The 20,636-nt window shown below is 41.0% G+C and carries 20 protein-coding genes; 12 read left to right on the top strand and 8 right to left on the bottom strand.

The window, feature by feature from the left end:
* Positions 1-88 precede the first annotated feature (88 nt).
* From FNH22_RS07205 to FNH22_RS07215, 3 genes are read left to right on the top strand one after another with little or no spacing between them, the layout of a single operon-like run.
* On the top strand, positions 89-1,162 hold the full coding sequence (locus tag FNH22_RS07205; RefSeq protein ID WP_143397661.1) for a TIGR03032 family protein: 1,074 nt from the start codon (positions 89-91) through the stop codon (positions 1,160-1,162).
* Complete coding sequence (locus FNH22_RS07210; protein ID WP_185154111.1) at positions 1,155-1,397, top strand: acyl carrier protein; 243 nt, start codon at positions 1,155-1,157, stop codon at positions 1,395-1,397. The genes FNH22_RS07205 and FNH22_RS07210 overlap by 8 nt, the downstream gene beginning before the upstream one ends.
* Complete coding sequence (locus FNH22_RS07215) at positions 1,394-2,605, top strand: cytochrome P450 (protein WP_143397663.1); 1,212 nt, start codon at positions 1,394-1,396, stop codon at positions 2,603-2,605. Before FNH22_RS07210 ends, FNH22_RS07215 begins: the two co-directional genes overlap by 4 nt.
* Here the strand turns inward: FNH22_RS07215 and FNH22_RS07220 are convergent.
* A complete protein-coding gene (locus FNH22_RS07220) occupies positions 2,602-3,096 on the bottom strand; it encodes a hypothetical protein (RefSeq protein WP_143397664.1) in 495 nt (164 codons plus the stop codon). The two genes, FNH22_RS07215 and FNH22_RS07220, sit on opposite strands and share 4 nt — an antisense overlap.
* 11 nt (positions 3,097-3,107) lie before the next feature.
* Between FNH22_RS07220 and FNH22_RS07225 the strand changes: the two genes are divergently transcribed.
* Positions 3,108-3,365 (top strand): acyl carrier protein, encoded by a 258-nt coding sequence (locus FNH22_RS07225; RefSeq protein WP_185154112.1) that lies wholly within the window; start codon positions 3,108-3,110, stop codon positions 3,363-3,365.
* 12 nt (positions 3,366-3,377) lie between these two features.
* On the opposite strand, the gene FNH22_RS07230 is transcribed toward FNH22_RS07225, so the two are convergent.
* The gene (locus FNH22_RS07230) at positions 3,378-3,755 is read right to left on the bottom strand and encodes a hypothetical protein (RefSeq protein WP_143397666.1); all 378 of its coding nucleotides are present in this window, start codon (positions 3,753-3,755) and stop codon (positions 3,378-3,380) included.
* A 158-nt stretch (positions 3,756-3,913) separates the two neighbouring features.
* Here FNH22_RS07230 and FNH22_RS07235 point away from each other — a divergent pair, with 158 nt between their 5' ends.
* The 8 genes from FNH22_RS07235 to FNH22_RS07270 all read left to right on the top strand — a co-directional run bounded on the left by FNH22_RS07235 (position 3,914) and on the right by FNH22_RS07270 (position 14,427).
* Positions 3,914-7,357: an FG-GAP-like repeat-containing protein gene (locus tag FNH22_RS07235; RefSeq protein WP_143397667.1), complete on the top strand. Its 3,444-nt coding sequence runs from the start codon at positions 3,914-3,916 to the stop codon at positions 7,355-7,357.
* A gap of 3 nt (positions 7,358-7,360) precedes the next feature.
* Positions 7,361-8,269, top strand: a complete 909-nt coding sequence (locus FNH22_RS07240) for a type IX secretion system membrane protein PorP/SprF (protein ID WP_143397668.1) — start codon at positions 7,361-7,363, stop codon at positions 8,267-8,269.
* 81 nt (positions 8,270-8,350) lie between these two features.
* Entirely contained in the window at positions 8,351-8,758 is a 408-nt protein-coding gene (locus tag FNH22_RS07245) for a 6-carboxytetrahydropterin synthase (protein ID WP_143397669.1), read from the top strand.
* Entirely contained in the window at positions 8,721-9,410 is a 690-nt protein-coding gene (folE, locus tag FNH22_RS07250; RefSeq protein ID WP_143397670.1) for a GTP cyclohydrolase I FolE, read from the top strand. The genes FNH22_RS07245 and folE overlap by 38 nt, the downstream gene beginning before the upstream one ends.
* 53 nt (positions 9,411-9,463) lie before the next feature.
* Entirely contained in the window at positions 9,464-9,913 is a 450-nt protein-coding gene (locus FNH22_RS07255; RefSeq protein WP_143397671.1) for a MarR family winged helix-turn-helix transcriptional regulator, read from the top strand.
* A 91-nt stretch (positions 9,914-10,004) separates the two neighbouring features.
* Entirely contained in the window at positions 10,005-12,272 is a 2,268-nt protein-coding gene (locus FNH22_RS07260; RefSeq protein ID WP_143397672.1) for an aconitate hydratase, read from the top strand.
* Between the two features lie 412 nt (positions 12,273-12,684).
* Complete coding sequence (locus FNH22_RS07265) at positions 12,685-13,773, top strand: acyloxyacyl hydrolase (protein ID WP_143397673.1); 1,089 nt, start codon at positions 12,685-12,687, stop codon at positions 13,771-13,773.
* 48 nt (positions 13,774-13,821) lie between these two features.
* Positions 13,822-14,427 (top strand): M15 family metallopeptidase, encoded by a 606-nt coding sequence (locus tag FNH22_RS07270; protein WP_143397674.1) that lies wholly within the window; start codon positions 13,822-13,824, stop codon positions 14,425-14,427.
* 2 nt (positions 14,428-14,429) lie between these two features.
* On the opposite strand, the gene FNH22_RS07275 is transcribed toward FNH22_RS07270, so the two are convergent.
* The 6 genes from FNH22_RS07275 to FNH22_RS07300 all read right to left on the bottom strand — a co-directional run bounded on the left by FNH22_RS07275 (position 14,430) and on the right by FNH22_RS07300 (position 20,567).
* Complete coding sequence (locus FNH22_RS07275) at positions 14,430-15,485, bottom strand: agmatine/peptidylarginine deiminase (protein WP_143397675.1); 1,056 nt, start codon at positions 15,483-15,485, stop codon at positions 14,430-14,432.
* Positions 15,486-15,496: 11 nt separating this feature from the next.
* Positions 15,497-16,363 (bottom strand): carbon-nitrogen hydrolase, encoded by an 867-nt coding sequence (locus FNH22_RS07280; RefSeq protein WP_185154113.1) that lies wholly within the window; start codon positions 16,361-16,363, stop codon positions 15,497-15,499.
* Positions 16,364-16,394: 31 nt separating this feature from the next.
* The gene (locus tag FNH22_RS07285) at positions 16,395-17,330 is read right to left on the bottom strand and encodes a DUF4340 domain-containing protein (RefSeq protein WP_143397677.1); all 936 of its coding nucleotides are present in this window, start codon (positions 17,328-17,330) and stop codon (positions 16,395-16,397) included.
* On the bottom strand, positions 17,323-18,846 hold the full coding sequence (locus FNH22_RS07290; protein ID WP_143397678.1) for a GldG family protein: 1,524 nt from the start codon (positions 18,844-18,846) through the stop codon (positions 17,323-17,325). Before FNH22_RS07290 ends, FNH22_RS07285 begins: the two co-directional genes overlap by 8 nt.
* A gap of 2 nt (positions 18,847-18,848) precedes the next feature.
* Positions 18,849-19,577, bottom strand: a complete 729-nt coding sequence (locus tag FNH22_RS07295; protein ID WP_143397679.1) for an ABC transporter permease subunit — start codon at positions 19,575-19,577, stop codon at positions 18,849-18,851.
* Positions 19,578-19,646: 69 nt separating this feature from the next.
* On the bottom strand, positions 19,647-20,567 hold the full coding sequence (locus tag FNH22_RS07300) for an ATP-binding cassette domain-containing protein (RefSeq protein ID WP_143397680.1): 921 nt from the start codon (positions 20,565-20,567) through the stop codon (positions 19,647-19,649).
* Positions 20,568-20,636 lie beyond the last annotated feature (69 nt).

Here is a 20,636-nt window from a genome sequence, read left to right on the forward strand (position 1 = left end):
ATTCACATGCAGAAAGAAACAAATTTGACCACGATATCTGGACTTTACGCTATCAATCCTATAGCTTAGAAAGATTAATGACTAAGGAATGAACCAGCCGATAGCTCCTTTTACCTGTACTCACTCGCCTAACCTACCTGAATTACTCTTCGACCTGAACTGTACATTGGCTATTAGTACCTATCAGGCAGGCAAAGTGGTGTTTATTAGTTCGAAAGACAGAAAAAACCTTGTCCAGTTACCCCGGTCATTCAAAAACCCGATGGGCATAGCATTTAAAGACAATAACCTGGCCATTGCTACGCAAAACGAAGTGATCACTTTGGCAAATCATCCCGCCATGGCCCATACTTATCCTAAAAAACCCGGTACGTATGATGGTATTTTTATACCCCGTGCTGTTTATTACACGGGAGATGTTGATATACATGACCTGGAATGGGTAAATAACGAGTTGTGGGCAGTGAATACCAGGTTCAGTTGTATAGCCAGGATCAGTGATCAATACAGTTTCGAAAGCATTTGGAAACCATATTTTATAACTTCTCTGGCACCTGAAGATCGTTGTCACCTGAATGGGATGGCGACGGAAGGTGGTCGACTCAAATTTGTTTCAGCGTTAGGGAATACGGACCAGGCAGAAGGATGGCGCACTCATCGCACGACTGAAGGCATAATCATAGACACGGAAAACCAGGAAATAATAGCAAAAGACCTGGCCATGCCTCATTCCCCCAGGGTCTATGAAAACAAGCTATGGGTATTGCTTTCAGCTACTGGCGAACTGGTAGAAATTGACAAAAACAATGGTCGGGTAACTACCCTAAAGAAATTAGATGGTTTTGTGCGGGGTATGTGTAAATACGGCGATTATTTGTTTATTGGTCTTTCTAAAATTCGTAAAGAAAGCTCTGCCTTTGGCGACCTCCCCATAGCCAAAAAAGCTGTAGCATGTGGAATTGCGGTTATATATGTACCTCAAATGAGCGTAGTAGGTCATCTGAAATACGAAACAAGTGTTGAAGAGATCTACGATGTGAAAATATTACCCCATTTTAAACGTCCCGGCTTATTAAGCCATGAAGGCCCTGAACACCGTATGGCACTCGTCACTCCTGACGGTACCTATTGGGCCAAAAACAATTCTACTAGTCATGGATAACGCACAGGAAATAGTAACTTTTATGAAAGCTCTGGCATCTGAAGAATTAAGAACTTCAGCCAATGAAATAGATGAAAATGCCACATTTCACGAATTGGGTTTTGACTCTATCAGTAGTATCTACCTATTAGAAAAACTTGAAAAAAAATACGAAATAGAACTAAGCCCGCTTTATTTCTGGGACTTCCCTACCATTGCATTATTGAGTGAACAGGTGAAAAAAGAAATAAAATGAACACTTCACTCTGGAATCCACTTGATACAAAAAACATCTCGGACCCTTACCCAATGTATGCGAGACTAAGAAAGGAGCAGCCCGTATACAAGGCCCAGACCGGTGAGTGGATCATCACCAAATACGAGGATGTGAAAAGTCTTTTAAAAAACAAAGATTTCATCTCAGGCAACAAGATGGATTGGGTAAAAAAAGGAATTGAATATTTTAATAATAAAGACCTGGATCTATCTGCCATCGGCGAAGCCATAAACTCTTTCTTACTTTTTCTTAACGGCGATCAACATCTCCAGGCAAGACGTTTGATAACACGCGCCTGGGATGATCGGGAAGTAGATGATATTATAGACAGTAATATATCACATTTACTCCATTGCGTGAAGGGCAACAAAGAATTCGATCTTATCGAAAAATTTGCACAGCCACTGCCCGCCATGACCATTTCAAAGATCATGGGTTTACCTATGGAAGACTACGAAATGTTAAGGGCGCAAGGTAACCATTTGCTAAAGGTGCTTGACTTATACCTCACCTTAAAAGATATGGTAGAAATTGAGCGATCAGCACATTTTCTGGTGGATTATTTTGGACAACATATTACAAGAAAAAGACAGCATCCTGAAAATGATCTGACCAGTAAGATCATAAAACTAAATGAAGAAGGGCCGCAGGTTGTTTCAGATCGGGCTCTTACATCATTATGCCTTTTTCTTTTCCTTGCTGGCGAGGAGACCACCGTTAGTTTGATCGGTAATGGTATGCTCAATCTCTTCAGACATCAGGACCAGCTCCAATTACTAACGAATGACCAAAACCTGATGGCCGGTGCAATAGAAGAACTTTTACGTTATGATTCCCCGGTACATGTAGTAGGTAGGATCGCCTCAAAAAACACGCTCTTCAAGGGGTATGAGATTAAAAAAGGAGAGATCTGTACTTTATGCCTCGCCAGCGCAAACAGAGATGAAGACACCTATGACCAGGCGGCTCAATTCAACATTCAAAGGGACCCTAACCGGCACCTAGCCTTTGGCAATGGCATACACTTTTGCCTGGGTGACTGGCTGGCCAAAAGGCAGGGAGCCCTGGCATTTAGTTCACTTATAAAGTTAAACCTGGGCTTAACTGACTCTACCGTTAATTCTATTGAGTGGAACAAAAATTTATCCATCAGGAGCTTAAAACGTCTGAATGTAAAAATGAATTAAATTCGTGCTCCCTTAAAATACCTTACCCGTATGTGACTGCCGGCATTACTTACACCTATAAATGTGAATTTTGTAGATGCCCACACCATCTCCTTTCTGTATTTTTTAAGGTGCTCATTTTCAACTAATGTAATAAGACCTATACAATCGGTCTTTCCTTCACTCCATAGGTACTCTAACTGTTGAATGGTTGTTACTCCCATTTTATCCGCAAGCCCCGGATAACGTACCTCAGGACTTATCAGTATCCTATAGTTAAAAAAGTAATTATGGTTAAGTCTGCGGATCAAAGTTCTTTCAGCAGTAGTAATGGCGATAATCTCCCCGGTAGGTGACCGGGCTGTCAATGCCACGTACTGAGACCTTCTGTCAAAATCAAAAGCTTTGGGGTCGACATTCATTCGATGCCAGAAGTTGATAACCTCAGATTTCGCATCTGATTTATCCATGCACCATTCAAAATAAACATCCTGTTGCTTAATTTTGGCCATCAATGAAAGTTATGCAAAAAGTAACAAAGGAGTATCTTGTTGAATGGATAAAGAAAGAAATCTCTCATGAAACAGGAATAGAGGTTCCACTGGTAGATGTTCATACCGAACTTATCAATTTCAGAATAGATTCCATACAAACCGGAGCCATATTACAAAAATTGGAAAAGGTGCTCAATCTCGAGCTGGGCATCTTAATGTTTTGGGACTACCCTACCATTGATAAATTAACTGATTATTTAATAGAAGAAATAAACAAAAAGAGCTAAACCCTCAACAGGTTAAATTTTGGCTCCTTTAAAATAGTACACTCTCATAGGGTCTCCTTTAGGGGAATCACCAATGTACATCATACCTGTATCCGGCCAGATCGCATGGTTCCATTTTTTCAAATGATCATTTTGAGCCACCGCTAAAATCCCCTTTACTGCAGTTTTATTATATTCCTCCTCTAAGAAATCCCGGGTTTTTACTAAAAGCTTAACATCAAGTGCCGGAGCGCGATAATTATCATCAATATAGCACCGGTATACATAAAATGAATTATTCAAAATAGGAAGATCTTGTAAAAATACCGTAGACACTCCGATCACTCTTTCTCTTTCCAAAATAGCATAGACTACCTGATCAAGCCGGTCTCTTATGGTTACCTTATCCAAGATATTTTTATTTAACCATAAATCGGCAATTTTCTCACGTAAACTTACATCATGAGTCTGCCAACAATTAACAAATTTTATATTTTCAATGCTTCTCACTACATTTATACATTGGGTTGTGGTGTTGAGTGTAAGAAATTTATGAATTTTCAACCGTTATGTCATTAGTTATGTCCCCCAATACCAAAGTTTTGTATGCAAATGCATATCGTAAGTACAAAAAATTTCACTTACGATACAAAAAAAGCATTTCTACGGGTCTTTTTAGTCGCTATTCTCAAAAGAAGCAAAGGCTGATCCTGGAGAGAATAGCAAAGCTCAAGAGACGCCTGGAAGATCTAAAACTTCAGCTGAAGTTAGGAGTAGCTGCGGGAGCATTATCAATAATGACTTCTGTGGGTTCTGCTCAGGCTCAACAAATTGGTCCTTTTGTACGAGAAGATAGTAAAAACCCACTGTCATCCCCTCTGCGAAGCTTTAATGTTGGGAGCCCTGCCATTGTAGACATAGATGGTGATGGTGATCTGGATGTTTTTGTCGGAAACAGGTTTGGAAGGATTGATTTTCTGAGAAATGATGGCAATCCGGACAGTCCGGAATACACCTCGGTGTTCGGAACCGTAAACCCATTGGATGGTATCGACCAGGGACATTTTGCAACCCCTCATTTTGCCGATCTGGATGGTGACGATGATTTTGACCTGATACTGGGTGATTCAACCCAAACTACTAATAACGTTTTCTATTTTGAAAACACCGGGGACAAAACAAACCCTGTTTTCGAAACCTCCCCCACCACCGGGATTGTTGATAATATTTCTTCAGACAAATACAACGCCCATCCTGTCTTTGTAGACATTGACAATGACGGGGACCTGGACATTGTTGTGGGGACAAACGGCGCACTTAGTCTTTGGAAAAACAGTGACGCTGACGATGGTATAATAGGAAATAACCCTGCATTCTCAAAAGAACCTGACACAAGCAATCCGTTAAATTTTGGCACAGACATAATTGGAAGTATTGCAGCTCCGGATTTTCGTGATCTGGATGATGACGGTGACCTCGATCTCATCCTGGGAGGTGAAAATGGGGAGATAAAATATTTTCAGAATGATGGCCCCGTCAGCAACCCGGCTTTTACTCAACTTACGGGCAGCAGCAATCCATTTGACGGCTTATATTTTGGTGAAAAGAGCTCTCCTGAATTTGGCGATCTGGATGATGACGGAGACTTAGACATGTTCGTTGGAACAGACCTATCCAGACCTTTGTCTTATGCGGAAAATGTCGGAACTGCCTCCAACCCTGTATTTCAACCTCAACTAGGCCCTGTTGGAGGAATATTCGTAAACCACCGTTCTGCCCCTGAGTTCGCAGACCTTGATAATGACGGAGATATGGATCTGATCATTGGCGGTAAATACAGTTTTGCACGTGGATCAGGGTTCCTTAGATATTATGAAAATATCGGAAATCAAAAATTCCTGGAAAAAAGAGATAGTGATAACCCTTTTAATGATCTAACAGATAGTAATTATCAGGTGCCTGAGTTGGTGGACATTGATGATGACGATGACCTCGATCTTTTGCTCGGGCTTGAAAATGACTTAGTGCTTTATTTGAATGAGGGGACCCCGGAGTCACCACAGTTCAATGCAACGTTCAGCAATGAATTTACACTTCCCAGCAGTGTTACAAGGTTTGCGCCAACTGTTTCAAAAGTGGATGAAGATGATGACTATGATGTAGTAGTGGGGCACTCCCAAATCACTTTAGATAACTTAATATATTACAGGAACGAAGGTGACCCTACGACATCAAATTTTGTACAGGAGACTTCACCAGGCACCTTCGATTTTGGAAATGTGAGTAATTTCCCTGTCCCTGAATTCGTAGATATTGATCACGATGGTGAAGATGAAATATTCGTAGGCCTTAGTGGGGGAGATTTCCGCTTTTATGAAAAAAATGGTTTAGAATCATTTACAGCCCTATTCTCTGTAGATAACCCATTGAATGCCCAGGACGCCGGAAGTGACGCAAATCCAGCCTTTGCAGATTTAGACGAGGACGGGGACCTGGATGCTTTTGTGGGTGAATATAACGGCAATATCATATTCTACGAAAATCAAAATGATCCACCGGAAGTATTTAGTAATCTGAATATGCCCATTAGCTATGAAGAAGGTAGTGCCCCAGTAAAATTAGATACAGATTTAAGTATTTCCGACAGAGACAATGACGTTATCATTGAGGCCCAGTTTATCATTAGTAACAATTTTCAACCCGGAGCGGACGTACTGGGTTTTGATCCCGGTACTACCGGCATAAACGGTGACTATGATGCTGACAATGGCATTCTCTTTTTATTTGGATCAGCCAACATTGGCGATTATGAAGATGTACTACGCAGTGTTTCCTTCGAAAATACCAGTGATAATCCGGGAGCTTCCACCCGTACTATTGAGATTTTTGCTATCGATTTCGATAATACAAATCCGGAAGTTACTGCTGTTATTGATGTAGATGTAATTCCTGTTAATGACCCACCCAGTATTACGGTCAACAGAGATATTATCATCTTTACGGAAGGAGGACCAGCTGTAAATATAGCCCCGGAAGCCTTAGTAGAAGATCCCGACGACGCTACACTGACAAATGCCATCGTTAGAATAACTGAAAATTTCGCTTCAGGCCAGGACCAACTGGACTTTACAGATCAAAATGGCATCACTGGTAATTACAACCTTTTCACAGGTGAATTAAGATTAAATGGCACTGCTAGCGTAGAAGAATACCAGGCGGCCCTCCGGAGCGTGGCGTTCAGGAATACTTCATCCGTACCATCTCCGGGTATTCGGCAAATAACCTATGTGGTAAGCGACGGCACAGCTACCAGTTCTGTAGAAACAAAATCACTAGATATACAAGAGGCGAATACACGACCATTTTTAAGTTCGGATAATTTCGGAACATCTGTCAATTACAATACCGGTGAAGCCCCGGTAACAATAGATAGCGACTTATCTGTGATAGACAATGACTCTGAAAATATGGCGCAGCTCACCGTCAGCATTCAGGAATATGTAACCGGGGATTCACTCGATGTAGATGTTCCTGTGGGAATGACAAAAAACTTTGATACCGGTACAGGTATATTGACGATAGCAGGAAGTAGAGATCAGTCTGTTTACTCATCAATTGCCAGCTCTGTCACTTTTAAAACATCCAATGGCACATCTTCGCGTTTGATTGAATTTGTAGTCAATGACGGTGATTTAAATAGTGACCCTTATAGCCGTAGCATCAGTATTGAAGGAACGCCTGTAGGTGAAATAGAAGTATTCAATGCCATATCCCCAAACAATGGTGACGACAAAAATGATTTTTTAGAAATAGCAGGCATTACCGATCCGAACCAGGTGAAGATCTACAACCGTTGGGGCGACCTGGTGTATGAAACGGACAATTACGACAATGTGACCAACCGTTTTGAAGGAATTTCTGACGGCGGTGAAGAACTACCTTCAGGCACCTATTTCTATAAGATCAATACAGACACACAAGAATTGACCGGTTATTTAGTGATAAAAAAATAAGGCATGAAAAAACTTTATCTCCTCTTCCTATCAGGCTTGGTCTTTTGCACCCAGGGATATGCACAACAAGATCCACTCTATGCTCAGTATATCAACAATCCCCTGGTGATCAACCCTGCTTATACTGGGATCAATAATGTATTAAACGCTTCACTCAGCTATAGAAAACAGTGGTCAGGATTTGATGAAGCACCGTCCACCACTGCTTTTACAGCTCACACGTCCTTAGTTGACAATAAAATAGGTGGCGGAGTTATGTTGGTAAGAGATCAGGTGGGTTCTACCATTAACACACAATTTAACGCTACATACGCTTATAAAATAGATTTCGGTGACAAGGTAGTATCTTTTGGATTACAAACAGGAGTGTTAAACCTTAAAGAGGATAACAATGAGCTTAACCCAAGAGATACTGACGACCCCGTGTTTGCCGGAGAGCAGACGGTAACCAAATTTAATTTTGGGGCAGGAATAGCAATCAAGGGTGAGGATTTCTACCTTGGTCTATCTGTGCCCCGATTAGTAAACAGTCAGGCTGAATTCGAGCAGCTGGAAGCACAGGTGTATCAAAGGCATTTTTATTTCGCTGCCGGATATGTTTATCATTTTGGAACAGGTCTTTCGTTAAAAGCTGCTACATTGTTAAGGGGTGTTTCAGGCTCCCCATTATCAGTAGATTACAATGTAAATTTGATACTACAGGATCGGTTTTATGCAGGCATCCTTTCCCGAAATTTCCAGACATATGGCTTGCTTGCCCAGGTAAACATTAACGAAAACTTCAGGTTCGGTTATGTCTTTGAAATACCTACGGACAAGTCTGTAGGCTCAAATTTCAATAGCCATGAACTCACGTTGACCATTGACTTTGCCGTATTAGACTTTCACTTTTTAAATGAACGCTACTTCTGATAGCAAAAATAAAGCTGAACTCTCCTTAATTTTATTCCGGTATACCGAACCATTTCAGCATCTTTATGTTAATTGCAGTGTATGAGAGTTTCGGTATTCAGGAAGGAGCACTTTAATGCTGCTCACCGATTGCACAATAGTGAATGGACTGCAGAGAAAAATCACATCGTTTTTGGAAAGTGTAACAATCCTAATTATCATGGCCATAATTACGAGTTAATCGTTAAGGTCATAGGTGAGGTGGACCCTAATACCGGCTATGTTTATGATATGAAAAAGCTAAGTGACCTGATCAAAGTTCAGGTTTTAGACCGCTTTGATCATAAGAATCTCAACCTTGATACAGAAGAATTCAAAGAACTCAATCCCACAGCAGAGAATATTGCTATTGTTATTTATGATCTTTTAAGAGCTAAAATCGACAAAGCACTTGACCTTAAAATCACACTTTATGAAACCGAACGAAATTTTGTTGAATACCCCGTTTAAAAGAGATTATGGAGACGATATAGGAGATGATCATGTAGCATCTTCCTACAACACCCCTTTACGACCAGACGCATTTGACCTTTCAGAATCTGAAAAGATCGAAAAAATCGAACAACATTTCGAAGAGATCATGAACATACTGGGACTCGACCTTTCAGATGATTCACTCAAAGGCACCCCACGAAGAGTGGCTAAAATGTATGTACAGGAAGTTTTCAGCGGCCTGGATCCTGAAAACCAGCCTGAAATGACCCTTTTTGAAAATAAGTACAAGTACAACCAAATGCTGGTTGAAAAAGACATAACGTTTTATTCGCATTGCGAACACCATTTTGTACCTATATATGGTAAAGCACATGTGGCCTATATTTCCTCAGGCAAAGTTATCGGGTTATCCAAGATCAATCGTATTGTTCAATACTTCTCCAAAAGACCACAGGTACAAGAGAGGTTAACCGTACAAATAGGTAACGAACTGAAAAAGGCATTGCAAACGGAAGATGTAGCTGTTGTAGTAGATGCCACTCACTTGTGTGTTGCATCTCGTGGTGTAGGTGACACTAACAGTAAAACCGGCACTGCATTTTTCAGTGGTAAATTCGAAGAAACACAGATAAAGAACGAATTTCTGAATTACATCAATAGCCATTAGCATGAGCTAAAGATTTTGTATCTTCGTGAAACACAATACTATTTTTTTAAAAAATGGGACTATCCGAAGATATACAGCAAAGAGAGTTCGTAAATGAACAACAAAAAGTGTTGATCAATCTTTTGTATACGTACAATCATGTGATTAATGAGATGAACGTTTTTTTCAAGCAACATGATCTAACACGTCAACAGTACAATGTACTCCGAATACTTAGGGGGCAATTCCCAAAGCCGTCTACAATTAACCTGATCAAAGAACGTATGTTGGATAAAATGTCTGACGCATCCCGTATTGTTCAACGTTTGGAACAAAAGTCTTTAATAGAAAGAAAAATTTCCTTCGATGACAGAAGGTCTGTAGAGATAAGGATAGCTGATGCAGGGTTGTTGTTACTTGCTCAAACCGATGAGAGTGTAAAAGGATTCACTCACCTGGCTGAAAATTTATCCGATAGTGAAGCGAAACAACTCAATTTTTTGTTAGATAAAATGAGAAAGTAAAATTTGGTGCCGTGCAGCAGGCTTTTACTGGATTGATATAATGAATTTATTCGTACTTTAGTATTGAATTTTAACCTTAAAAATCCAATAAATGGCGTTTGACATAGACATGATTAAAGCCGTGTACTCCAGTCTCGGGGAACGCATAAACTCTGCCAGAAAAGTAGTAAACAAACCTCTTACTTTATCGGAAAAGATCCTTTACTCCCACCTACACAGTGATCAACCCCTTGAAAATTTCGAAAGGGGTAACTCATACGTAGATTTTGCTCCTGATAGAGTAGCTATGCAGGACGCCACTGCTCAAATGGCGCTCTTACAGTTTATGCAGGCCGGAAAAAGTAAGGCTGCAGTACCTTCTACGGTACATTGCGACCACCTGATCCTGGCTAAGACAGGCGCTATTGAGGATCTACGCAACTCCATTTCGGCTAGTGGTGAGGTATTCAACTTCCTGGAATCGGTTTCAAATAAGTACGGCATTGGTTTTTGGAAACCCGGCGCTGGTATCATTCACCAGGTTGTATTGGAGAACTATGCCTTTCCGGGAGGTATGATGATCGGTACGGATTCTCATACCGTAAATGCCGGTGGTCTTGGAATGGTAGCCGTTGGGGTCGGCGGTGCGGATGCAGTAGATGTAATGGCCGGGATGCCATGGGAATTAAAATTCCCAAAGTTGATCGGTGTTAAGCTTACCGGAAAAATGAGTGGATGGACATCTGCAAAAGATGTAATCCTGAAAGTGGCAGGAATTTTAACCGTAAAAGGTGGTACCGGTGCGATTGTAGAATATTTTGGTGAAGGCGCTAAAAGCCTGTCATGTACAGGAAAAGGTACAATATGTAATATGGGAGCTGAAATTGGTGCTACTACCTCCACATTCGGTTATGACGAAAGTATGGAACGCTATCTGCGGGCCACTGACAGAAGCGATGTAGCTGACCTTGCTAACGATGTTAAAGAACATTTAACCGCCGACGACGAGGTATATGCTAATCCTGAAAAGTACTTCGATCAGGTAATAGAGATCAATTTATCTGAATTAGAACCACACCTGAACGGACCTTTCTCTCCTGATATCGCCACACCTATTTCTCAAATGAAAGAAGCGGCTGAGAAAAATGGTTGGCCTACAAATGTCGAAGTAGGATTGATTGGTTCTTGTACCAACTCTTCTTATGAAGATATTAGCCGCGCAGCATCACTGGCAGAACAGGCGGTGGAAAAGGGACTAAAAACAAAGTCTAAGTTCACCATCACACCAGGGTCCGAACAAGTGCGATACACCATTGAGCGGGACGGTTTCATTGACACGTTCCATAAAATAGGAGCCAGCGTTTTTGCCAACGCCTGCGGCCCTTGTATAGGTCAATGGGACAGAGCGGGTGCTGATAAAAAAGAAAAAAATACCATCGTTCATTCATTTAACAGGAACTTTGCTAAAAGAGCGGACGGAAACCCAAACACACATGCTTTTGTTGGTTCTCCTGAGCTCGTTACAGCTATTGCTATTTCGGGCGACCTGGGGTTCAATCCAATGAAAGACTCACTCACCAATGAAAAAGGCGAAGAGGTTATGCTATCTGAACCTACAGGTGATGAGCTTCCTGAAAAAGGTTTTGCAGTAGAAGATGCAGGGTATCAGGCACCCGCAGAAGATGGCAGTGGAGTAGAAGTGAAAGTAGCCCCTGATTCAAAAAGATTACAGCTACTGACACCTTTCTTACCCTGGGATGGACAAAACATCACCGGAGCAAAGCTATTGATCAAAGCAAAGGGAAAGTGTACTACTGACCATATATCCATGGCTGGACCATGGCTAAGATTCAGAGGGCATTTGGATAATATTTCAGATAATACACTTACAGGTGCTATTAACTTTTTTAATGAAAAACCTGATACGGTTAAAAGTCAGTTGAGTGGAGAATATGGGACAGTACCTGCCACACAACGTACTTATAAAGCAGAAAACATTCCTACCATAGTAGTAGGAGATCATAACTATGGAGAAGGTTCTTCAAGAGAGCATGCAGCCATGCAACCGCGACATTTAGGGGTAAGAGCTGTATTGGTAAAATCATTTGCACGTATCCACGAAACCAATCTTAAAAAACAGGGGATGCTGGGACTCACTTTTGCGGATGAGAGTGATTATGATAAGATCAAGGAAGATGATACATTTGATTTTATTGATTTAAATACATTTGCTCCAGGCAAGCCCCTTAACATTAAAATTACACATGCCGATGGGTCAACTGACACTATTAAAGTGAATCATTCCTACAATGCTCAGCAAATAGAATGGTTTAAAGCAGGTTCAGCATTAAACCTGATAAAGCAAAAAGAAAAAGCTTGAGAAATTTCTTAATGTAATCTAATGGCCGTTTCATTTGGAACGGCCTTTTTTGTTTTAGGCCCCTAATGAAAAAAATCATTTTGACTCAAAAAGTACTCTTTTAGCGATTAGATATACTTTTTTGTCGGATGTTTTGTCAGTTTGCACCTCAGAATCATGAAGCTATATGCTTGCCAGTAACCCAGTAGCCAGCACCCAGCAACAAAAGCTGGAAATGAATTTTCAAGAGAAGCCTCTTTTAAATCAATACAGACGCATATCTGTTTATGCCAGGATCTAAATCATGTCCAAGGTTCAATGCTAAATATTAGTTCATTGAGAAACTGGTTTCGGAGAACACTGTTCGATTCCTTTCAATAAAATTTACAATATTTAGGAACCTTAAAGCCCTTCTTGGGTTGTATTCAATATAATGAAATGGACGGCAATACCTATACTCATTTCTTTCCTCATGCCTGGGTCAATCTATGGTCAGGAGGATATACAAAACCCAACCATCTTTGGTGCCCGGTCACATTATGGCTTCATCATACCACATTCCAGTGAGCTTAAGAATATTTCACAGACTAATCCATGGGGCTTCCAGATAGAGTGGAGTAAACTGATGGTGAAAGATAAATCCTGGAATAACTGCAATTGTTATGCGCAAACCGGGCTGTCATTTACCTACTTTAATCATGCCAACCCAAAGCAATTGGGAAACTCTTATAATCTGATCTATTTTGTAGAACCTTATCTGAGTTTTAACAGAAAACTGTTTTACAGCTTCCGTGCGGGAACCGGTGTTACATTTCTGGATAAAGTCCATGACGAAGTGAGTAATCCTGACAATACTTTCTATAGTAGTCCGATTAGCTTTCTATTACTTATGAATTTCAATATTAACTATCGCATTACTAATCAATATACGGCAAGTATCACTGCGCAGTACAACCATATTTCCAACGGAGGTATGAAACAACCAAACAAGGGGATGAACTTTCCAACCTTTGGATTAGGTATAAGCTACAGTCCTAATCCAACTAAACTGCAACGAAAACCAACGTTAAGGTCCAAAAAAGGAACCATAGACGGTTACGCCAGGCTGTTCGGAACCTTACCTAATGTAGAGGCTACAGAACAGCTTCCTGACAAAAGAAAATTATTAATAGGCCTTTCAGGAGGTGCCTTATGGTATATGACTAATTTCAATGCACTCAATCTTGGTGTAGAATTGGTGCGAGATGAATCACACAGAGAAGCCGCCGCCAGGGCCGGTAAAAGTGATGATCATCACCTGATAGGCATTACCTTGGGGCATAATTTCGTTTTTGGAAAATTTACATTCAATCAACAGTTGGGATATTATGCCTACAAACCTTTCCCATTTACGAGTAAGGACTTTTATCAGCGCTATGAACTTTTGTACCTTATCGGAAAAAAATACCAGGTAGGTACATCCCTGAAAGCGCATGGACACGTCGCGGAAAACCTGGATGTACGTTTTGGTATCCTGTTTTGACATTCCAACTTTTCATACTTTAGTTATCAAACCAAGGCCATCGATCCCATGCATTACCTTTCCTTTTTGCCTTTCTTGATCTCATTTACTATCCATGCACAAACTGACACGTCATTCGTAGCATTAAAATCCCTAAGTATGTCTTTTTCCTATGACATGCGTTATGCCACAAACAACAATTTTCTTAATGAAACAGTCTATGCATGTGATGAATGTTTGTTGAGAAATGAAGTAGCCAAAGCACTTATCATAGCCAATGACCATTTCCTAAAACAAGGATACCATATCAAACTATTCGATTGTTACCGTCCCCTGGATGTACAGAAAAAAATGTGGGTAATACTACCGGATGCACGTTATGTAGCTGATCCGGCAAAGGGTTCTATCCATAATAGAGGCGGCGCCGTTGATATCACTCTTGTAGATGCGGCCGGAAAAGAACTCGAGATGGGCACAGGTTTTGACCATTTTGGAAAAGAGGCTCACCATACCTATCAAGATCTGCCGGACCAAGTGCTCAAAAACCGTATACTCTTAAAAAAAGGTATGGAAAAGGCCGGGTTTGGAAGCATCAAAACCGAATGGTGGCACTACAACTATACTTCCTCATTCAAATATCCTGTATCCAATTTTATTGAAACCTGCAATGAATAAACCTAAACCAGAGGCTCTTGCATACTTAAGCAGTGAAAACTACCCAGCCCCCAAATAATATCCAGGGAATCTATACCCACTACTTCTCTGTCGTCAAAGCACTCTTGTAGTATGCTAAGTGCGGCGTCATCCGCTGTATCCCTGAAAGTAGGCATAATAACGTGCTCATTGGCAATATAAAAGTTAGCATAGCTGGCCGGCAGACGTTGCCCCTTATACAGAACAGGTGATGGACAGGGCAGCTCAACAATGGTTGGGCGTTTCCCGTTTTCCAACGTGGCTTGCTGAAGTAGTTTTAAGTTATTCTTCAGGGGAGTGTAATTAGCATCCTGTTTTCGTTTTTCCACTAGTGTTACGATGGTATTTTCATCTACAAAACGGGTAAGGTCATCCACATGACCATCAGTGTCATCACCTACTATTCCGTCTTCCAGCCAAATCAAATGAGTAACTCCGTAATAGTCTTTTAAATACTGTTCTATTTGCTCAAAAGACAAATGTGGATTTCGATTTACATTGAGTAAACATGCCCGGGTGGTGATCAATGTACCATTGCCATTGAATTCTACTGCTCCTCCTTCCATGACAATACCGGGAGAGAATACAGGCACATTAAGATGGTCAGCTATTTGAACAGAAATAGCATTATCAAGATCATACGGAGGGTACTTATTTCCCCAGGCATTATACTCCCAGTTTACAACGACCTTTCTCTCTTTTGCTCTCGGGTTGATCAAAAAAGCAGGACCATGATCACGACACCAGGCATCATTAGTAGCAAATAAGTAGAACTCCACATTATCCATATTCGCACCGGCACGGATGAAGTGCTCTAACGCAAAGTCCTTCATTTGCTCATCATTAACGTTGATCCTTACTTTCTCACCCAAGGACAGATATCTCACAAATGTTGCAAAGGAAGTGTAAATATTATCCATTTTACCTGGCCAGGATTCCTTATTATGAGGGAAGCTAAGCCAGGTTGCTTCATGGGTATGCCATTCAGCCGGAAAATAATATCCTTGCAGACCAGGGGCAACTATACGTTTTGAGGACATATTACTATTTACTAGTCATCTAAAAGTCGTTTGGTGATAGGTGTATAGCTGTCAATACGCCTATCGCGTAAAAAAGGCCAATGTGTTCTGTATGTATCTGTCTCATCGAGATCCATCTCTACCACTTGTAATGCATCACTATCCTGCGGGGCCTGGTATATAATTGAGCCAAAAGGATTACTAACAAATGAGCCTCCCCAGAAATTCATATTGCCCTCCTGCCCTACACGGTTCACGGAAACTACATGAACTCCGTTAGCCACGGCATGAGATTTCTGGATCGTCTGCCAGGCCTGGAACTGTTCTTGATTTGTCGCTTCATCCTGATCCATTGCCCAACCAATAGCTGTAGGATATACTAAAAAATCAGCTCCCTTCAATGCCGTAATTCGTGCAGCTTCAGGGTACCATTGATCCCAGCATATCAATACTCCTATCACGCCATATTGGGTTTTAAATACCTTATAACCTAAATCTCCAGGTGTGAAATAAAACTTCTCATAATAGCCGGGGTCATCCGGAATATGCATTTTTCTGTATTTACCAAGGTAAGTGCCATCAGCATCCAATATGGCTGTACTGTTATGATAAACACCCTTAGCCCGCTTTTCAAATAGAGAGGCTATAATTACCACGCCAAGTTGCTTTGCCTCCTCGGACAATATCTCCGTAGTAGGGCCAGGAATGGGTTCCGCTAGTTTAAAGTTATTGTAGTCTTCTACATCACAAAAATAAAGTGAGGCAAACAGTTCTTGCAGACATATGACCTGGGCTCCCATTTTTGCTAATGACCTGACCCGGTCTACCGCCTTGTCCACATTCACCGCCTTATGTTTTTCGCAAGAAAACTGGGCTAAGCCCACTTTTAGTTTTGTCATGGATGAATCATCAAAATTGATGGCCAATCACTTATTCTACCGCCTGACCATCAACAAATAACTGGCTACTCACAAACAGCTTATCAAAAATATTTAATCCTTCAGGTGTAAAATAGGCATTTTCATTCAATGAAGAAGATAAAATTAAATCATCTGCCTCTTGATAGGCGGTAATAATTATCACAGACATATTATTACCATCCAATGTTAACCGATACATCGGTATTTTACCATCCTCGGAAAACTCATCCATGAATTTTCCAGGTGTTATCGTCCGGATTCCGTTCAAATAGTTTTGTACAGCCGCCGAATCAGCTGCTAAACCATTCACCTGCCACTGATCAGCTGTTTTACCTAACACAAAACTACTGTCACCCGGATAATCGAAGGTAAGGGTAATCAAATTTTCCTTGTCCGTCTTTAAAAACGTCTTATCCCGAAAGCCGCTAAACTCACGGTTGAACGTAGAAGAGAGAAATCCTTCCACAGCATAAACTTCGTCTTCTTCCTTAAGCCTTACAAAAGTGGACATAGAGCGGTTAGTTTGCTGAAAATTGAATTTACCAATCACCAGATCAGCCAATAATTTATCTCCACCAAACGCTTTCACACGAGTGCCAAGAGAATCATTCACTTCATACTGAGCCCATTTATCTTTCGATTTAGCCACTAGCCTTTTGGGGGTTATCTTTGACAAAGAAGACAACGCCCCTCGTAAACTACCGTTATCTGCTTCATCTTTAACATTCCCATTCGTTACTTCCCACTGACTACCCGTCTTAACGAATTCCACCGGATCAAAATCATTAGCCCTGGCCATTATTTCTACTTTTGTCACAGATGCAGTGTCCAACTCTACCAGTATTTCCCTGAAATTTCGATTGCCATCTGATCCTAAAAATTGCTTCCCTAAAAGTATCACCAGAAGCATAACAAAGACGACCAATAATATCATATTCCTATTCATAGCTCACCTCCATTCTTTTTACTCGTTGCATTCTCCTGATCTGCGCCCTAACAATACCGTAGATCACTGCAAACAGAAGCGGTAATGCAAAGTTTAACCATTTTAATGTTGTTTTAGTACCATCCTCCAGTTGATCAATTGGCCTGGATGTTACACCTTTTGTTCGCAATTCAATTAATCCGGTATCATCCGACAGCCAATCAATGCTGTTGACAAACAGGCTGACATTATCCGGCTGCACGGCCTGCGGCTGTTGCTGTCCTTCTCTGGCATTGATCACAAAGTCACCATCACCAATCAGAACCATTTTAGTTACTGTATTTCCCGCAAGCGGGCCTTCAACCGCTGCTGCTACCACCTGACTTCCTAATGGAAAATCAGCATCTGTCCACTGTTGTTGAATATTAAAATAAATGGGTACGGAAGACGTACCGGATTGCTCTGAACTATAGGCAAGAGGCATATAATTCATTGTTGTATCCCCTGCAAAGACCAATGGGCTGGCAAAAGGCAGCACCACAGACTCTAACCCTTTGGTCACTGGGTGGTCGGCAAAATTATTGAGAACGGGTAAGAACGGAAACTGTACCTGTGATTGTACCCTGAACGGTCCTTGCTGCTGCTGTACTGTAACAGAAGCACAATTTGCATCAGTCAAAAACTTGTTTTCTACTGTTAACCCTTTTTTCTTTAACCATGGGCCTAATCCAGTAAAAATTGACCTGCCATAAGCCTGCTGGAGATCTCCGTCCACCTTGTTCATGGCCACCAATAGCCTTCCTCCTCTTTCCAGAAACTGGTCTAGTTTCGCCAAATGAGATGCCGGAATGGTATCTGTCGGAGCTACAATAGCCAGTGTTTTAAAACGACCATCAATGTCCTCGGTATCTGTAATGGTTACATCTTCGAAGTTATATAATACAGACAATGCCTGACCTGCCTGCTGCAAACCATATCCCGGCGGTTCTCCATGCCCCTGAACCAGGCCAATGGTAGGCTTATCCACTACTGACAGTTTTTTTATACTAGTGGTCAGGGCATATTCCATAGCTTCCCCTGGCTGCATAAAAGGAATAACGTCCTGCTGATCACCCATCTGAATAATGGCCCCCATGAAAGCTTTCTGTTGTTTCATCTGATCTTTTTCCCTTACGTTGATCATTACCGGACTGATACCGGATTGGGCGGCTTCCTCTTCAGACTGCGGGTCTTCATTTGGATTGATAAATTCGTACACCAGGTTACCACCGGATAAGTTAGCATACTCCACCAGCAAGTCTTTAAAATCCTGACGTGTTTGCGCAATATTTGGAGGTAGGTTTTCTGAAAAATAAGCTTTTACAGTAACCGGTTCCAATAGCTCTTCCAAAATATTTTCAGAAGCATCACTTAATGTAAATCGTTGATTTTCCGTTAGGTCAAATCGGATAAAATAATCTTTTGACATGAAATTGATCAAAAGAAGTATTCCAATGACCAATAAAACCGAAGTATAAAATGATTTTTTTGTTCTCATGATCATGAATTAGTTAAGTTCCTTTTCGCAAGACTCATTTCTGCCAGCAACGTACCAATGGTTATGATACTCAAAAAGTAAACAATATCCTTGGTATCTATAACGCCTCGTGCCATTGATTCAAAGTGCACGGATAAACTCAGTGTATGAAACAATTGACCTACAAAACCTGTAATGTTCGAAGCCAATACATTAAAAATGATATGGAAGAAAAGGCCTATAAACAGCGCCAATAAAAAGGCTACAATTTGATTGTTGGTAATACTACTGGTGAACAGACCAATACTTATGTATGCAGCGCTCATTAGTAGCAATCCCAAATATCCACACCAAACAGCCCCATGATCTACATTACCAATATTCGCTAAGGTAATATAGTAAGGCAAGGTAAAAAGTACAGCTGTAGCTACCAAAACAAAGCAAGCCAGGAATTTACCCAACACCACCTGCCGGTCGCTCACAGCCTTAGTGAGTAATAATTCTATGGTTCCCGTTTTCTTTTCTTCTGCGAGCATCTTCATAGTGATGGCAGGAATAAAAAAGAAAAGTGTCCAGAAGGCGATATCAAAAAAGCCTTTCATACTAGCCTGGCCTACTAAGAAAATATCGGCCCCGTAAAGCCATGTAAAAAAACCGCTGAAGCCCAAAAAGAGTACCAACATAATGTAAGCAATCAAGGAGTCAAAAAATGACTGTAATTCTCTTTTCGCAATTATCCAAATGGATTTCATGATCTGATATACTTTAATTTTGATTAAATATTGAACATTGGTAAAGAATGCCTAATGCTTCGGGAAACATCAGGTGGTTAAATCCCGGAATATATCTTCCAACTTAGTCTCAGTGGGTGTCATTTCGGTAATTACCCACTTATTTTCAACACAACAATTGAATACCTCTCTTTTTGCCGACTGGTCCGGCTTGCTCTGTATTTCAAACCTTAACGGTCCTTTCCGTTCCACACTTGCCACGGAAGGTAAACTTTGTAAAGCTTTCAGGACTTTATCTTCTTCACCATCTTCAACGGTTACTACCAATAATTCCTGCCCCTGGGCCTGCTTACGCAACGTTTCAGCAGTACCATCCGCTACTATCTTCCCTTTGCTAATGATCAGTATCCGATCACAGGTAGCTTCTACCTCTGGCAAAATGTGCGTACTAAGGATTACTGTTTTTTCTTTTCCTATCTCTCTTATCAATCGCCTGATCTCTACAATCTGGTTAGGGTCCAAACCTGTGGTAGGCTCATCAAGAACGAGAATTTCCGGGTTATGGATCATTGCTTGTGCTAATCCTACCCGCTGGCGATATCCTTTCGACAATTCCCCAATCTTTTTATGCTTTTCTGCATTCAACCCGCAAAGTTTTACCATCTCCCCAATTCGCGCTTTGGTGAGGTGCTTGGGTACACCTTGCAAGGCGGCGGAAAATTCAAGATAATCAAGTACAGGCATTTCAAGGTAAAGTGGGTTATGCTCAGGCAAGTAGCCAATGTGTCGACGAAGATCATCCCCTTCTTTGCGCACTGAGTTCCCTCCTATCTTTACATCTCCATGGTCTAAGGCGATGTAATTAGTGATCATCTTCATGGTAGTGGTTTTACCCGCACCATTAGGACCCAAAAAACCTAGTATTTCACCTGTTTTTACCTCAAAAGAAATGTCATCCACAGCTTTTTGGGGGCCGTAAGTCTTTGTTAAGTTTTCAATCTTAATGTCCATAAAAGTGAAATTTGTAACATTCTACATTGATAAAAGATGGATGCAATTATAAGAATTCATTGATTTTCT

The sequence above is a fragment of the Fulvivirga sp. M361 genome (genome assembly GCF_007097395.1).
Classification (GTDB): domain Bacteria; phylum Bacteroidota; class Bacteroidia; order Cytophagales; family Cyclobacteriaceae; genus Fulvivirga.

Bases quoted from the DNA above. Each gene is read 5' to 3' on its own strand.
- FNH22_RS07205 (WP_143397661.1), top strand. From the start codon at position 89: ATGAACCAGCCGATAGCTCCTTTTACCTGTACTCACTCGCCTAACCTA.
- FNH22_RS07210 (WP_185154111.1), top strand. From the start codon at position 1,155: ATGGATAACGCACAGGAAATAGTAACTTTTATGAAAGCTCTGGCATCT.
- FNH22_RS07215 (WP_143397663.1), top strand. From the start codon at position 1,394: ATGAACACTTCACTCTGGAATCCACTTGATACAAAAAACATCTCGGAC.
- FNH22_RS07220 (WP_143397664.1), bottom strand. From the start codon at position 3,096: ATGGCCAAAATTAAGCAACAGGATGTTTATTTTGAATGGTGCATGGAT.
- FNH22_RS07225 (WP_185154112.1), top strand. From the start codon at position 3,108: ATGCAAAAAGTAACAAAGGAGTATCTTGTTGAATGGATAAAGAAAGAA.
- FNH22_RS07235 (WP_143397667.1), top strand. From the start codon at position 3,914: ATGTCATTAGTTATGTCCCCCAATACCAAAGTTTTGTATGCAAATGCA.
- FNH22_RS07240 (WP_143397668.1), top strand. From the start codon at position 7,361: ATGAAAAAACTTTATCTCCTCTTCCTATCAGGCTTGGTCTTTTGCACC.
- FNH22_RS07245 (WP_143397669.1), top strand. From the start codon at position 8,351: ATGAGAGTTTCGGTATTCAGGAAGGAGCACTTTAATGCTGCTCACCGA.
- folE (WP_143397670.1), top strand. From the start codon at position 8,721: ATGAAACCGAACGAAATTTTGTTGAATACCCCGTTTAAAAGAGATTAT.
- FNH22_RS07255 (WP_143397671.1), top strand. From the start codon at position 9,464: ATGGGACTATCCGAAGATATACAGCAAAGAGAGTTCGTAAATGAACAA.
- FNH22_RS07260 (WP_143397672.1), top strand. From the start codon at position 10,005: ATGGCGTTTGACATAGACATGATTAAAGCCGTGTACTCCAGTCTCGGG.
- FNH22_RS07265 (WP_143397673.1), top strand. From the start codon at position 12,685: ATGAAATGGACGGCAATACCTATACTCATTTCTTTCCTCATGCCTGGG.
- FNH22_RS07270 (WP_143397674.1), top strand. From the start codon at position 13,822: ATGCATTACCTTTCCTTTTTGCCTTTCTTGATCTCATTTACTATCCAT.
- FNH22_RS07275 (WP_143397675.1), bottom strand. From the start codon at position 15,485: ATGTCCTCAAAACGTATAGTTGCCCCTGGTCTGCAAGGATATTATTTT.
- FNH22_RS07280 (WP_185154113.1), bottom strand. From the start codon at position 16,363: ATGACAAAACTAAAAGTGGGCTTAGCCCAGTTTTCTTGCGAAAAACAT.
- FNH22_RS07285 (WP_143397677.1), bottom strand. From the start codon at position 17,330: ATGAATAGGAATATGATATTATTGGTCGTCTTTGTTATGCTTCTGGTG.
- FNH22_RS07290 (WP_143397678.1), bottom strand. From the start codon at position 18,846: ATGAGAACAAAAAAATCATTTTATACTTCGGTTTTATTGGTCATTGGA.
- FNH22_RS07295 (WP_143397679.1), bottom strand. From the start codon at position 19,577: ATGAAATCCATTTGGATAATTGCGAAAAGAGAATTACAGTCATTTTTT.
- FNH22_RS07300 (WP_143397680.1), bottom strand. From the start codon at position 20,567: ATGGACATTAAGATTGAAAACTTAACAAAGACTTACGGCCCCCAAAAA.